The 15384-nt window shown below is 46.5% G+C and carries 11 protein-coding genes; 10 read left to right on the top strand and 1 reads right to left on the bottom strand.

Annotated elements, in window-relative coordinates; genetic code table 11:
- Positions 1-88 precede the first annotated feature (88 nt).
- Positions 89-787, bottom strand: a complete 699-nt coding sequence (locus JT26_RS02525) for a porin family protein (RefSeq protein ID WP_036791615.1) — start codon at positions 785-787, stop codon at positions 89-91.
- 492 nt (positions 788-1279) lie between these two features.
- On the opposite strand from JT26_RS02525, the gene JT26_RS02520 reads away from it, so the two are divergent.
- From JT26_RS02520 to yihA, 10 genes are all read left to right on the top strand, one after another.
- The gene (locus JT26_RS02520) at positions 1280-4540 is read left to right on the top strand and encodes a TonB-dependent receptor (RefSeq protein ID WP_052110302.1); all 3261 of its coding nucleotides are present in this window, start codon (positions 1280-1282) and stop codon (positions 4538-4540) included.
- Between the two features lie 20 nt (positions 4541-4560).
- The gene (locus JT26_RS02515; protein WP_036845719.1) at positions 4561-6561 is read left to right on the top strand and encodes a RagB/SusD family nutrient uptake outer membrane protein; all 2001 of its coding nucleotides are present in this window, start codon (positions 4561-4563) and stop codon (positions 6559-6561) included.
- Positions 6562-7454: 893 nt separating this feature from the next.
- On the top strand, positions 7455-8627 hold the full coding sequence (locus JT26_RS02510; protein ID WP_036845717.1) for an AIR synthase related protein: 1173 nt from the start codon (positions 7455-7457) through the stop codon (positions 8625-8627).
- Entirely contained in the window at positions 8628-9716 is a 1089-nt protein-coding gene (gene prfA / locus JT26_RS02505; RefSeq protein WP_036845715.1) for a peptide chain release factor 1, read from the top strand.
- Positions 9717-9741: 25 nt separating this feature from the next.
- Positions 9742-10806, top strand: coding sequence for a UDP-3-O-(3-hydroxymyristoyl)glucosamine N-acyltransferase (lpxD, locus tag JT26_RS02500; protein WP_036845713.1), 1065 nt, complete (start codon positions 9742-9744; stop codon positions 10804-10806).
- An 18-nt stretch (positions 10807-10824) separates the two neighbouring features.
- Positions 10825-12207, top strand: coding sequence for a bifunctional UDP-3-O-[3-hydroxymyristoyl] N-acetylglucosamine deacetylase/3-hydroxyacyl-ACP dehydratase (locus JT26_RS02495; RefSeq protein ID WP_036845698.1), 1383 nt, complete (start codon positions 10825-10827; stop codon positions 12205-12207).
- 8 nt (positions 12208-12215) lie between these two features.
- Complete coding sequence (gene lpxA, locus JT26_RS02490) at positions 12216-13007, top strand: acyl-ACP--UDP-N-acetylglucosamine O-acyltransferase (RefSeq protein WP_036845695.1); 792 nt, start codon at positions 12216-12218, stop codon at positions 13005-13007.
- Positions 13008-13044: 37 nt separating this feature from the next.
- Positions 13045-13620, top strand: a complete 576-nt coding sequence (locus JT26_RS02485) for a hypothetical protein (protein ID WP_036845692.1) — start codon at positions 13045-13047, stop codon at positions 13618-13620.
- A complete protein-coding gene (gene miaA, locus JT26_RS02480; RefSeq protein ID WP_235300007.1) occupies positions 13601-14542 on the top strand; it encodes a tRNA (adenosine(37)-N6)-dimethylallyltransferase MiaA in 942 nt (313 codons plus the stop codon). The genes JT26_RS02485 and miaA overlap by 20 nt, the downstream gene beginning before the upstream one ends.
- Positions 14543-14561: 19 nt before the next feature.
- On the top strand, positions 14562-15170 hold the full coding sequence (gene yihA, locus JT26_RS02475) for a ribosome biogenesis GTP-binding protein YihA/YsxC (protein WP_036845690.1): 609 nt from the start codon (positions 14562-14564) through the stop codon (positions 15168-15170).
- The last annotated feature ends 214 nt before the right edge of the window (positions 15171-15384 follow it).

Genomic DNA, 15384 nt, shown 5'->3' with positions numbered 1-15384 from the left:
CCCATTATCTCATGCACCAAATCAAAAAAAGAAAAGGCGGAAAGAGTATCCCCCTTCCGCCCCTATGAAAGTCTTTATGTCTGACCTTTTAGAATCTGAATCCTATGGAAGCATAAGCATTAAAATTCTTCAATGTGGAAGATGAACCAACACCCAAAAGGTCTCCCAAAAGGGACTGCACCTTAACATTATTGGTAAGACCATACTCGGTACCTATGCGGAAAACAGCTCTTGAAAAGTCCACAGCCACAGAAGCGTTAATACCGGCATCAAATCTCTTAAATTCCAATGACTTTTTTACAGACTCCGGCATTGAAAACAGATCCATGTCAGAGTCTCCATAAACACCTTTACCGCTGAGAGCATAAGCAAAATAAGGACCGACCTCAGCGGAGAAACCTAATGTCGGACTCAACTCTGCACGAAATCCGAGATTAAGAGGAACAGAAAGATAGTGGTAGTTGAGGTGTGCTCTGTTGGCTTTGGCATTATCTCCGCTCAAAGGACCAAGACCAAAAATCTTTCTAAAGCTATTCAGATCATAGTTTCCTCCTTGAGACTTAAAAGTAAGACCCGGAGCAATGTACAAACCACCACCCAATCCGATTTCCGCTGCACCGGATACCCGGTAGCCCATCTTTACTTTAGAGTTCAGATCAACAGAACTGGCTTTGAACTCCACTATGGACATTACGCCTCCCACTTCTATTCTCGGACGAATGTTTTGCGCGTTTGCAGTAAATAGCCCTCCGGCTAAAAGTAACAGTGCTAAAAGTTTCTTTTTCATTGGTATTTCTGTTTTTTAGAGGAAAAAACGCTTAAAGCTTCTTTTTGTTCTACTCAAACCTTCTCTCCTTAGGGTTATACATAGAAAGCACAAATATGATATGCCTTCTTAAAATATCACCTTGCCATACAAGCCGATTGTGTCGGTTGTTTTACAAGGCAGTGCATGACAAATGTATAAAGAAGAAGCACAAGACACAACTTTACATCTCTCTTTTAATCTCTTCTCAAAAGAAACAATATTATTTTCGATAAAATCTCTATAAAAAAAAGAGGAACTCTTTTGACTACTCAAATAAAGATGGCACAGACACAAGGATAGAAGAGCAAAAAGAGATAAACACTCTTTCTGATAAAAAAATAAATATGAAGAAATAAGCCGAACAAACCTCTGATATCCTAAAAAATACATACATTTGCACTACCATATAAATATTTTTTTAGTTACCATATCCACAAAAAGAACAGGAATATACTATTTAGATATGTAATTATGAAAAAGAGAAATTTTTCTAAAGGCAGAGATCTAAGCATCAGACTCCCCTATCGAACAATGGCAGGGGTACTACTGGCAGGTCTCATGACAGCACTGAGCCCGACAGCTACGGCAGCCGACTCGAACACTACTACCACTCAGCAGCAAGACACAAAAAGTGTTTCCGGTACTGTTGTAGATGAAAAAGGCAATCCCGTGCCTGTTGTTGCGGTTCGCGTTACAACCCAAAGAGGTAAAGGAGCACGTACAGACGAAAAGGGAAGATTTACCATCAATGGTCTTACCCCGACAGATGTCTTGGAAGTATCTTTCATGGGATACGAAACAGTGCGCATTACCGTAGGTAGCCAAACTACTCTCAAGATCGCACTTAAACCTTTGACTTCACAGTTGGAAGAGGTTGTTGTCGTGGGCTATGGTACACAAAAGAAAGTTAATCTTACCGGAGCAGTTTCCAATGTGGATTCAAAGCAGCTTCAAACTCGACCTGTTCAGAACGTGGCTCAAGCACTTCAAGGGGTTGTCCCGGGATTGAACTTCAGCGTTACAAACTCCGGAGGAGCTCTCAACAGTAGATTGAGCATGAACATCCGTGGTAGCGGAACCATAGGCGAAGGATCATACTCCAGCCCATTAGTACTTATCGACGGAGCAGAAGGAGACATGAATACTCTTGCAGCCAATGACATCGAAAGCATCTCAGTATTGAAGGATGCGGCTTCCAGTGCCATCTATGGTTCTCGTGCGGCATTCGGTGTTATTCTTATCACCACAAAGAGTGGTAAAGAGGGCAAGAGCAGATTCTCCTACAACGGAAATATGCGCTTCAATACAGCAACACAGATCCCTACAATGATGGACTCTGAAATGTTTGCAAACTACTTCAACCGTGCAGGAGCAAATGCAGGTGAAGGTATCGTCTTCCCTAACGACGTACTCGAAAAGATTCGTCTCTACAAGCAAGACCCGAATAACGAAAAGGTCAGATTCGGTACCATGTGGAATGCTGCCAAAGGCGAATGGGCAATGTACGATGAAGGAAACTGGGCAAATACCAACTGGTTTAAGGAAAACTACCGCTCAAATGCGCCTTCACAAGAACACAATGTTTCGTTTTCGGGTGGCACATCCAAGCTAAACTACTACATCAGTGGAGCATTCTTGGATCAAGAAGGTCTTATCCGTTATGGGCAAGACAAATTCAACCGTTACAATGTATCCGGAAAGTTCTCGGCTGAAATCACTCCTTGGTTCAATATTACCTATAACAACCGTTGGATTCGTGAAGACTACTCTCGTCCAAGCTACATGACCGGTCTGTTCTTCCACAACATCGCACGCCGTTGGCCTGTGAATGCGGTTACAGACCCGAACGGACACCTTATTTCAGGTCAGGAAACCATCCAAATGAGAGATGGAGGTAAGGACATCAACCAAAAGGACTTCTCCAACCAACAGATTACGTTCCTTGTAAAGCCGGTGGAAGGCTGGACCATTAAGTTGGAAAACAACTACAATACCACTTATAACAACAACCACTGGGATGTTCTTCCTATCTTCAGATACGACAAGGACGGCAACCCTCATCCTACATCTCGCGAAGGTGGAGACGAAGGACAGACCCGTGTTTCGGAATCTGCATGGAAGAGCAGTTACTTCAACGGTCGTTACTTCACAGAGTATTCCGAAAAGTTTGGCAAGCATGACGTAAAAATGCTCGGAGGTCTCGATATAGAGATCAGCAATACAAGAAATCTCGGAGGTAATAAAAAAGATCTTATCACTCCTCTTGTTCCTACCGTAAATACTGCGACACACGACAAGCCTACATTCTATGGCGGTTACAGCCATTGGGCTACAATGGGATTCTTCGGTCGTATCAACTATATATTCGACGACAAATATCTTTTTGAAGCATCTGTTCGTAGAGATGGTTCTTCTCGCTTCATCGGAGACAAGAGATGGGGAACATTCCCAACATTTGCAGTGGGTTGGAATCTTTCCAACGAAAGCTTCTGGGAACCTATCAAGCATATCGTTCCTCTCTTAAAGGTAAGAGGCTCTTGGGGTGCTTTGGGTAACACCAACATCCAAGCGCTATATCCTTGGTTCCTTGCACAGCCACAGGGTGTTGCAAACTCCGGATGGCTTCTCAACGGAGAAAGAGTAAATACCTCCAATGCTCCGGGCATCGTTTCCTCTTCACTCACTTGGGAACGTGTAGAGTCTTGGAACATTGCACTTGACTTCTCTCTTCTTAACAACAGACTTCAAGGTAGCTTCGACTTCTTCAACAGAACAACCTATGATATGGTTTCTAATCCGGAGAAGCTTCCATCAATACTTGGTGTGGCTCCTCCTAAGATCAACAACACGGACATGAGATCTTATGGTTGGGACTTGGAAGTTCGCTGGAGAGATCAATGGAGAGGTTTGGATTACGGTCTCAAACTCGTTCTCAGCGATGACCAACAAGAGATTCTCAGATACAGCAACCCGACCAACTCTCTTAGCGACCATTATTCAGGTAAGAAAGCCGGAGAGATCTGGGGTTATACTACTATCGGCATAGCCAAGACAGATCAGGAGATGAACGATCACCTTGCACACAGCAAGCAACCGATGGGTACACAATGGGCTGCCGGAGACATCATGTATAAAGACCTCAATGGTGACGGCACCGTAAACTATGGAAACTATACATTGGACAACCATGGCGACCTTTCTGTCATCGGTAACGCCACTCCGAGATACAAGTTCGGTATCAATGCAGATGCTGAATGGAAGGGTATCGACTTCTCCATCTTCCTTCAAGGTGTAGGTAAAAGAGACTGGTGGGACGGCTCTCCATACTCTGTTGGTGCTACAAGTCATGGTAAATGGCAGAGTGTAGGATTCGTAGAACACTGGGACTTCTTCCGTCCTGAAGGCGACCCTCTCGGAGCTAATCTTGATGCATACTACCCAAGACCTCTATTCGGAAAGGGTGGTAAAAATATGCAAAGACAAACCAGATATCTTAAGAGTGCAGCTTATATGCGTATCAAGAATATGCAGATAGGTTACTCTCTTCCTCAATCATGGATAAAAAAGGTCGGACTCTCCAGAGTACGTGTGTACACATCTGTGGACAATCTTGTTACCTTCACTAAGATGACTAAGATCTTTGACCCCGAAGCCATCGGTGGCGACTGGGGACCGGGTAAGCTTTATCCGCTTCAACGCACATGGTCTTTTGGTGTAAATGTTAATTTCTAATCCGTAAAAGAACGATCACAATGAAAAATATATTTAGTAAAATAGCTCTTATAGGAGCTCTATCCTTCTCTTTGGTAGGATGTGATTTGCTGGATAGAGAACCGCTGGATCAAGTAGGCCCGGATAGCTTTTATACCAATGCGGAACAGCTTGGAAGCTTTACGTTCAACTACTATCCCGCTGTCTTCCCTACAACAGGAGGTTGGAATGCCGGTGTTGCAGCAAGAGATAACGGCACAGACAACCAAGCCGGTGTAAATCCGAACAGAGCCTGGTTCACAAAAGATGTATGGAAAGTGCCTTCAGAAGGCGGTATCGGCTTCGAGGCAATAAGAAACGTCAACTGGTTTCTTGAGAATGTTACCGAGAAGTTGGAGCAGAAAGCGATCAGCGGATCTAAAGCAGACATCGACCACTATATTGGTGAAGCTTACTTTATCCGTGCTGCGCTCTACTTCGACAAGTTGCAAACTTATGGCGACTTCCCTATCATAAAGAAAGCTTTGTCCGATGACAGAGCTACTCTCATCGAAGCATCCAAGCGTATGCCTCGTAACGAAGTGGCTCGCTTTATCCTTTCGGACTTGGACAAAGCCATCTCTATGTTGAAGGATAAAACTCCTATGAACCAACGCATTTCCAGAAATGTAGCTCTATTGTTCAAGTCTCGTGTAGCTCTTTTCGAGGGTACATTCGAAAAGTACCACCAAGGCTCCGGACGCGTACCGGGAGATCCTACATGGCCGGGTAGAGACAAAGAGTGGAACAAGGGTAAAAGCTTCAACATTGCAGGGGAGGTAGAGTTCTTCTTGAATGAAGCGATGACTGCCGCCAAAGCTGTTGCCGATGCATTCCCTACTCTTACAGAGAACAGCGGAGTGATGGATCCGGTAAAGGGTCAGCACCATGGATGGAACAACTACTACGAAATGTTTGCAGATGAAGACCTTTCAAAGTTCCCTGAAATCTTGCTTTGGAGACAGTACAGCAAGGAGAAAAACCTTGTACACTTGACCTCTCACAAGCTTGCAGTAGGCTCTTCTTCCGGTTGGACACGCGCTTTGGTAGAATCTTTCTTGATGAAGAACGGTCTTCCTATCTATGCTCAAAACTCCGGATACACAAAGACAGACGAGACTGTCGATCTTGTAAAGAAAGATCGTGACGAACGTCTGCAGCTCTTCTTGTTCGGAGAAAGCAATGTGCTTTACACCAATGAAGATCCTATCGTAATGTTCAATGTTGCAAACATTATTGCGAATGACGAGTCGAGAGACGTTACCGGCTATCGTCAGCGCAAGCTTTACAACTACGACAAACGTATGCACCTCAACTCCGAGATGCACGACGTTTCCGGTACTATCATCTTCCGTGTGGCAGAGGCATACCTCAACTACATAGAGGCATCTTACGAAAAGAACAAAGTGATAGACGGCAACGCAAGAAACTACTGGGATGCGCTCCGCAGACGTGCAGGTATAACAGTGGCAATAGAAGTAACAACAGGAGCCACCGATATGGTTTACGAAGCGAATACGAACAGAGAGTCTTACGACTGGGGAGCATTCTCAGCCGGTGTGGCTATCGACCCGGTTCTTTACAGCATCCGCAGAGAGCGCCGCTCCGAATTTGCAGGAGAGGGTATGAGAGCCGCGGACCTTGCACGCTGGAGAGCTATGGACCAGGTAAAAGATTACCATATAGAGGGTGTAAACTTCTGGGACAAGATCCATACTTACCCAAGATTCTATGGTACCGATGGCAACTCTCTCATCATTGCCGACGGCTCTTCTGCTTCCAATCTCTCTTCTAAGGAGTTGAGCAAATACATCCGCCCATACCAAAAGATCAAGGCAAACAACGATGTATTCAATGGCTACACCTTCTATCAGGCGCACTACCTCTCTCCATTCTCTTATCAAGAGTTGAGCTTGGCATCACCTACCGGTAATGCAGAGGAGAGCAACCTGTATCAAAATCCGGGCTGGAAGGCTTCTGCGGAAACTCCTGCAGAATATTGATAACAGACACGGAATAAGCTCCTTTCCTGTCATACCCGTTTCAGGAAAGAGATATTTCAAATAAAAAGCAAGTGCATGGCGAAACGAAAGCCGTGCACTTGCTTTCTTTTTGAGCTGTTGAGAAGAAAAAAAGAGAGAGATTTCTCCCTTTCCAAAATCTCATTTTTATATATTCCATCCCGAAAAATGCTCACTTTTTTCGGTCTCTCTATTTTGATCGGAGGGGTCGTTTTCAGAGCACGACCAAACTGTTAAATTCGCCCCGTTTTATTAACACAATTTCCGATACTCGTTAAGCCAAAACGCTAAACGAGCATATTCTTTCGGCTTAACGTATTTAATTTTTCAATGAACACGTTTAGCGATTTCATTTAATACGTTTACCGGATTCGATTAAAGTGTTTAGTCAAAAACATTAAAACCCTCAATATCAAATAACTAAGTATTTTCGCATTAAAATGCACCTAAAAGGGCAGATTTCTTTATTAGGAAATGTTTACAGGTGTGGGCGTTAAAATTCACACTAATTAACGCGAAAAACGCCCATGAAATGCATTGAGAAAATTTTTTCTCCAAATTCGAGCTGATTTATATCTATCTCTATTCTAAATAATTACAGACAAACTCTCCGCTTCAGTCCCCAAAATGGAGTTTGGAGAGGAGCAAAAAGCGAAGATTTTCGCGGATTCATTTTTATATAAAAGTTCACCCCTCGGAAGCGTTATCACCATTGCCACATCCGGTCAAAAGCCATAAGAAAAGGGTTTGGTAGGTCATATCCTTTTTTTTTCATAGTTTTGTGTAGCAATGAATCTTGTACCTGTTCTGTATCTGCATGATACATCAGAGATTAGAACGGTAAAGAGAATGTTAATGATACTCTAAGACAACAGATGACTACAAACAACTATGATTTGCGAGGTGTATCCGCCTCCAAAGAGGATGTTCACAACGCAATCAAGAACGTAGATAAAGGTCTATACCCAAAGGCTTTCTGTAAGATTATCCCCGATATACTCGGAGGCGATCCCGAATACTGCAATATCATGCACGCAGACGGAGCAGGCACCAAAAGCTCTCTGGCGTACGCTTACTGGAAAGAGACGGGCGACCTCTCCGTATGGAAAGGTGTCGCCATAGATGCTGTGGTGATGAATCTGGACGATCTGCTCTGCGTGGGTGCCGTGGATAACATCCTGCTCTCATCTACTATCGGCAGGAACAGACTCAAAGTTCCGGGAGAAGTGATCTCTGCCATCATAAACGGTACAGAGGAGTTTCTCGAAGAGATGCGCGCTTTGGGCGTGGGCATATACTCTACCGGCGGAGAGACTGCCGATGTAGGCGACCTCGTGCGTACAATCATAGTGGACAGCACGGTAACCTGCCGTATGCCTCGCAAGAACGTCATAGACAATGCCAGCATCCGTCCCGGCGATGTGATAGTGGGATTGGCATCGTCCGGACAAGCGACCTACGAGCAGTCTTACAATGGAGGGATGGGCAGCAACGGACTGACATCCGCTCGCCACGATGTCTTCGGACCACAAGTGAAGCAGAGCTATCCGGAGACTTACGACCATGATCTTCCGAACGAGGTCGTTTATTGCGGAACAAAGAGACTCACAGACATGGTCGACGGAGTACCTTTGGATGCCGGACGTCTCGTACTCTCCCCCACAAGGACATACGCTCCCATCATTGCAGAGGTACTCAAGCACCACAGAGAGAAGATACATGGCATGATCCATTGCAGCGGTGGTGCTCAGACGAAAGTACTGCACTTTGTGGAAAATCTAAAGGTAGAGAAAGATAATCTGTTCCCGATACCGACACTCTTCAACCTCATTTACAGCTCGGGACGGACAGAGCCGAAAGAGCTGTACAAGGTGTTCAACATGGGACATCGTATGGAACTTTATGTGCCGGAAGAGGTTGCACCCGAAATCATTGCCATATCCCGCAAGTTCGGTGTGGAGGCTCAGGTCGTCGGCAGAGTAATGGAGGGAGAAGGGAAGAAAGAGGTTGTACTGCACACGCCTTTCGGGGTATTCAAATACGAATAAATGGCTGAGCAGATAAGCATAGTAGACAAGATAAGCGTACTGCACGCCAGATTTGAAGAGGTATCCCTTCTGATTACAGACCCGGACGTCATCGCAGACAGAAAACGCTTTGAAAAGCTCACACGAGAATACAAGGAGCTGGAGCGGATACTGGCTAAAGGCGATGAGTACACCCTTGCCGTGAAAACGATAGAAGAGGGACGGGAGATGCTGCAAACGGAAAGCGACCCCGACATGGTGGCTCTCATAAAGGAGGAGATAGCCACTGCTCAAGATGCCCTGCCGGTATTGGAGGATGAGATCAAGCTGCTGTTGGTTCCTGCCGACCCCGAAGATGCCAAGGACGCAATAGTGGAGATACGAGCAGGAACAGGGGGTGATGAAGCCGCCCTATTCGCTGCCGATCTTTATAAGATGTACGTTAAGTATTGCGAGTCGAAAGGGTGGCGGACAGAGGTTACCGGTATGAACGAAGGTACTTTGGGAGGTTTCAAAGAGATCGTATTCACGGTAACCGGAGCGGATGTGTATGGTACTCTGAAGTATGAGTCGGGTGTACATCGTGTGCAACGCGTGCCTCAGACAGAGACCCAAGGGCGTGTACACACTTCGGCTGCCACGGTGGCGGTATTACCGGAAGCGGACGAGTTTGACGTCGAAGTGAAAGAGAGCGATATCAGAATAGACACATTCTGTTCTTCCGGAGCGGGCGGTCAGAGTGTCAATACCACTTACTCCGCCGTGAGACTGGTACACATCCCCACAGGAATAGTCGTGCAGAGTCAGGACGAGAGATCCCAGCTTAAAAACAAAGCGAAAGCACTGGCAGAACTTCGGACTCGGATCTACAACCTGGAGCATCAGAAATATCTGGACGAAATAGCCGGCAAACGGAAAACAATGGTCTCCACAGGAGACAGAAGTGCTAAGATCAGGACATACAACTATCCGCAAGGACGCATCACAGACCACAGAATAAATCTAACCATGTACAACCTCTCCGCTTTTATGGGAGGAGAGATACAGGAGATGCTCGATGCGCTGATAGTGGCTGAAAATACAGAACGCCTAAAAGAGGCAGAGCTGTAAGCCGTGTCCATTATCCACGATAATCATGAAAGTAAAGATAAAAGAAATAGCCGCATATCTGGGAGGAACGGTCGAGGGCAACGAAGAAGCCGTCGTATCTCAGTTTGGAAAGATAGAGGATGCCTCACCCGGCAGTCTCACTTTCCTTGCCAATCCCAAGTACGAACAATACATCTATGAAACCAAGGCGACAGCCGTGCTTGTATCCAATGAATTCAAGCCGGAAAGAGCCATACCTTCTACCCTGATCCGGGTGGAGAATCCTTATGAGTCTCTTGCCAAACTGATGGAGTTTGCAGAAAAGCTCAAAGAAAAAGAGAGCGGAGTGGCTTCGACCGCTTTTGTGGATCCGTCCGTCACTCTTCCCAAAGATGTTTACATCGGTCATGCCGCTTATATCAGCAAAGGAGCGATACTGCATCCGGGTGTCAAGATATTTCCATTCGTATTTATAGGTGAGAATGCAGAGATCGGAGCGGAAACCATTGTGTATCCTTCTGCCGTTGTCTCCGCCGAATGCAAGGTGGGCGAACGCTGTGTCATCCACTCTTGTGCAGTGATCGGGGCAGACGGTTTCGGGTTTGCTCCCTCCGAAGAGGGCTATCGCAAAATACCTCAAATGGGCAATGTCCTGATAGGAGACGATGTAGAGGTGGGAGCTTGTGCCTGCATAGACAGAGCGGTGATGGGATCTACCATTGTGGAGAGAGGTGTCAAGATAGACAATCTTGTACAGATCGCTCACAACGTAGTGGTCAATGAACATACGGTCATAGCCGCTCAGGTGGGCATCGCAGGCTCTACAAAGATAGGCGCATGGAATATGATCGGAGGACAATCGGGGCTTACCGGACACATGCAGACGGCTCAAAAGGTAACCATTGCCGCACGCACCGGAGTGATTTCGGATATTAAGGAGGAGGGCGTTACCTACTTCGGCTCTCCCGCTTTTCCCATAAAGAAAGCGATGCGTGCACATGCAGTCTACGGAAGACTCCCGGAAATGGACAAGCAGCTCTTCGCTCTATCCAAAGAGGTAGAGGCTCTGCGAAAAGAGCTTGACGAGATCAAGAATGGTAGCAACAAGTAACAGATAATATATTACAAGATGAAACAGCATACACTCAAAGAGTCGTTCAGCCTTTCCGGCAAGGGACTTCACACCGGTTTAGAGATTGCAATCACCTTTCATCCCGCACCGGACAATCACGGCATAAAGATAAAGCGGGTCGATTTGGAGAATAAACCGATCATTGCGGCTCTTGCTGAGAATGTGGCTCAGACCAATAGAGGCACCGTCCTACGCGATAACGGCGCACACGTAAGTACGGTGGAACACGCTATGGCTGCGCTTTATGCCATGGGGGTAGATAACTGTCTGATAGAGGTGAACGCTCCTGAATTCCCGATTTTGGACGGTAGCTCCATCCATTTTCTTGAAGGAATCAAGAAGGTCGGTATCGTTGAGCAGGAGCATCTGAGAGATTACTATGTTGTGAAGAAAAAGATAGAGGTATCGTCCGAAGATGGCAAGTCTTCTTTGATTATCCTTCCGGACGACAGCTTCGGACTGAATGTTCTGATCTCTTTCGACTCTCCGATACTCTCCAATCAGTATGCCTCTTTGGACTCTATCGCAGACTTTGAAAAGGATATTGCGGCTGCCAGAACATTTGTGTTCGTAAGAGAGATAGAGCAACTCTTGGACAACAACCTCATAAAGGGTGGAGACCTCGACAATGCCATAGTAATATATGATCAGGTACTCACTCAGGAGAAGCTGGATTCGCTCTCCGACCTGATGGGAGTAGAGAAAAAGAATGCTGCAGACCTTGGATATATCAACAATAAACCTTTGGTCTTCAACAACGAACCGGCAAGACACAAACTGCTGGATCTGCTTGGAGACCTCTCCCTCATCGGTAAAAGAATCAAGGGAAGAGTGATCGCGACCTGTCCGGGACACAGTATCAACAACGTCTTGGCACAGCAGATCCGCAAGGATATTCGCCTGAATGAAGCACAAGCACCGGTATATGATCCCAACGCAGCGCCTCTACTCGATGTCAAAGAGGTGAAAGCTCTTCTTCCGCACCGCTATCCGTTCTTGCTGGTAGATAAGATCATAGAGATAGGATCCATGCACATCGTGGGCGTGAAGAACGTTACATCCAACGAACCATTCTTCCAAGGGCACTTCCCGGACGAGCCTGTAATGCCGGGCGTCCTGCTTATAGAAGCGATGGCTCAGGTTGGCGGACTTCTTATCCTGCAACAACTCTCCGAACCGGAGCAGTACAGCACCTATTTCATGAAGATAGACAACGTGAAGTTCCGCCATAAAGTCGTACCCGGAGACACGCTACTTTTCCGTCTTCAACTGCTTGCCGAGCCACGCAGAGGCATATCCAACATGAGAGGTCTTGCCTTTGTCGGGGAGAAGTTGGTAGCTGAAGCGGAGTTTATGGCCCAGATCACAAAAAACAAGTAAAGAGAATCATGGACAATCCAAAGATAAGCCCTCTGGCTGTGGTACATCCCAATGCAAAGCTTGGAAAAGATGTAGAGATAGGCCCATTCGCCATCGTAGAAGATAATGTAGAGATAGGAGACAAGACCGTACTGCATCCGCACGCTATTGTACGCTGGGGTGCAAGGATCGGCAGCAACTGTCAGATACATCCCGGAGCCGTCATCAGTGGCATTCCGCAAGATTTGAAGTTTGTCGGAGAAGAGACTCTCACCCACGTTGGAGACAATACCGTGATCAGGGAATGCGCCACCATCAACAGAGGGACAGCATCCAAAGGTTATACAAAAGTGGGCAGCAACTGTCTTCTCATGGCATACTCACACGTTGCACACGACTGCGAGTTGGGCAACAACATCATTCTCGGCAATGCGACACAAGTTGCGGGAGAGGTCGAAGTGGCAGACCATGCCATCATAAGCGGCGGTGTACTCGTCCATCAGTTTGTCCGCATCGGATGTCATGTGATGATCCAGGGAGGAAGCCGAGTTACCAAAGACATCCCGCCATACTCACTCATCGGACGAGAGCCGATATGCTACTGCGGTATCAACATTGTGGGACTTCGCAGAAGAGGTTTCACCAACGATCAGATCTTCCTCATCAACGACATCTACCGTACCATTTACAGCAAAGGACTCAATACCACCGATGCTTTGGAGGCGATAGAAAAAGAGTATCCGGAGACACCGGAAAGAGATGCCATATACTACTTCATAAAAGAGTCCAAACGAGGAGTGGTGCGAGGCGCTATGGACTAATGTTTTATTCCCAAGAGATTTTTCAGAGTTATACACAATGATATACAGATTTGTAATAGTTTCCAACGAGGTACCCGGTTTCAGACGAGACATAAAGATTGAAGCCGGAGCAAAGTTCTCGGATCTCTGCAACATCATACAGGAAAGCGTCGGCTACGCAAAAGACCAACTCTCCTGCTTCTACATCTGCGATGATGCGTGGCAGAAAGAAAAAGAGGTTCACATCATGGATTTGAGGATGAATCCGGAAGAAGATATCTACCTCATGGACAAGACCACACTGGACGATCTTCTCACTGAAGAGAAGCAAAAGCTGATGTACGTCTTCGACATGATGGGCAATAGAGCATTCTTTGTAGAGCTGAGAGAGATCATCTTCGAGAAAGAAAAAGGTCTGCCCAAAGTGGTACGCTCCGAAGGAGAACCTCCTCGACAGGGCGAAGATATAGAAGCGCTTCTTGCCGAAGAACCCACCAAGAAGGGAGCCAAAGCATCACGAGAAGATGAGTTTGGCTTTAATGATGAGTTCGACGACTTTGAAGGCACCGAGTTTGCATCACTTGACGAGCTGGACGAAGCCGGTTTCGGATTGGATGAAGACTCGCTCTACTGATAAACATTTGCCTGCTCTCATCGTCCTTTTAGGACCGACAGGAGTGGGCAAAACAGCTTTATCCATAGCCCTTGCCAAGTGGTTGGGGAGCGGTGTGGAGATATTCTCGTCCGACTCTCGCCAGATCTACAAAGAGATGACCATAGGCACGGCAGCTCCCACACCCGAAGAGTTGGCAGTCGTACCGCATCACTTCATCGGGTTCAAGAGCGTAACGGACTATTTCAGTGCCTCTGCATTCGAGGCTTTGGCGATGGAGAAGCTCTCCTCTTATTTCAAGCAGACACCCGTGGCTATCCTTTGCGGAGGTTCCATGATGTACACGGATGCACTCTGTTTCGGGATAGACGAGATCCCCGATGTAGATCCGGACATCCGCCGAGAGCTGTATGAACGATACGACAACGAGGGTATCGGATTTGCCTTAAAGCAACTCGAAAAAGCAGATCCGGAGTATCTGACCAAAGTGGATCGGAACAACTACAAACGCATCCTCCACGCCTTGGAAGTCTATCTCACCACAGGTCTCCCCTTCTCCTCGTTTCATCGCCGGAGTGCCAAGCAACGCCCTTTCCGAATCATCCGTATAGGGCTCAACCGGGACAGGGCAGAACTCTACGACAGAATCAATCGGAGGGTGGACGAAATGGTTCGGAGCGGACTGGTAGACGAGGTCAAAGCTCTTTTGCCCTACCGCACACTCAATGCCCTGAACACGGTCGGGTATAAAGAGATATTCGAGTATCTCGATGGGATATGTACATTGGAAGAGGCTGTGGCAAAGATGAAGAAAAACACCCGAACCTATGCCCGAAAACAGCTGACATGGTACAGAAAAGCAGAAGATATAGTATGGTTTTCTCCGGAAGACTTGGAGGAGATAAAATGTTACCTCTCTTCCCGGCTCGAAATAGAAGTATAAAAGAAAACTGAAAGAGAATATGAAGATTTTGACAGCAGAATTTGTTAAGAGCTGCAGCGCTCCATCACAAACGCCCAACAGCGACGGCAGACCGGAGTATGCCTTCATCGGCAGATCGAATGTGGGAAAGTCCACACTGATCAATATGCTCACCGGAAGAAAAGGGCTTGCCAAGACTTCACAAAAACCCGGAAAGACACAGCTTCTCAACTATTTCAACATCAACGACAGCTTCTACATCGTAGACCTTCCGGGCTACGGCTATGCCAAGACACCCAAAAACATCCGAGAGGGATTTCGTAAACTGATAGAAGGCTACATCTTAGGCTCGGAAGATCTTACCAATCTCTTCATCCTCATAGACTGTCGTCACGAACCGCAGAGTATAGACATCGCTTTCATAGAGCAGATGGGCGAGCATGGCATACCATTCTCCATCGTCTTCACAAAGAGCGACAAACTCTCCGAGACCAAGCTCCGGCAAAACATAGAGAACTACAAAAACGAACTGCTGAAAAGCTGGGAAGACCTCCCTCCCATCTTCATCACATCCGGCGAAAAGCTAAGAGGAGCGGACGAACTTTTGGAGTATATCGAAGAGATCAATCAAAGCATAAAGCAGAGGTAAAAAAGGGCGCTTCGGAGCGCACTTTTATATAAAAACGGACTCCCTGAAAATGCCTCCGAAATCCTCTTCTCCGAACCGGTTTCAGCTCGGAAAAATTTCTTTATTCTCCTAAATCTTTACATCTCAACCGAATACGAGAAATCGCGAATTCGGAAAAAATTTTTTCTCAGTCCGTTTCATGGGCGTTTTTCGCGTTAATTGGTGTAAATTTTAG

Origin of the sequence: Porphyromonas sp. COT-108 OH1349, assembly GCF_000768755.1 — a bacterium.
In the GTDB taxonomy this organism is placed as follows: Bacteria; Bacteroidota; Bacteroidia; order Bacteroidales; family Porphyromonadaceae; genus Porphyromonas_A; species Porphyromonas_A canoris.
The sequence above is the reverse complement of the archived record's forward strand: the minus strand, read 5'-3'. Positions and strand labels throughout refer to the sequence as shown.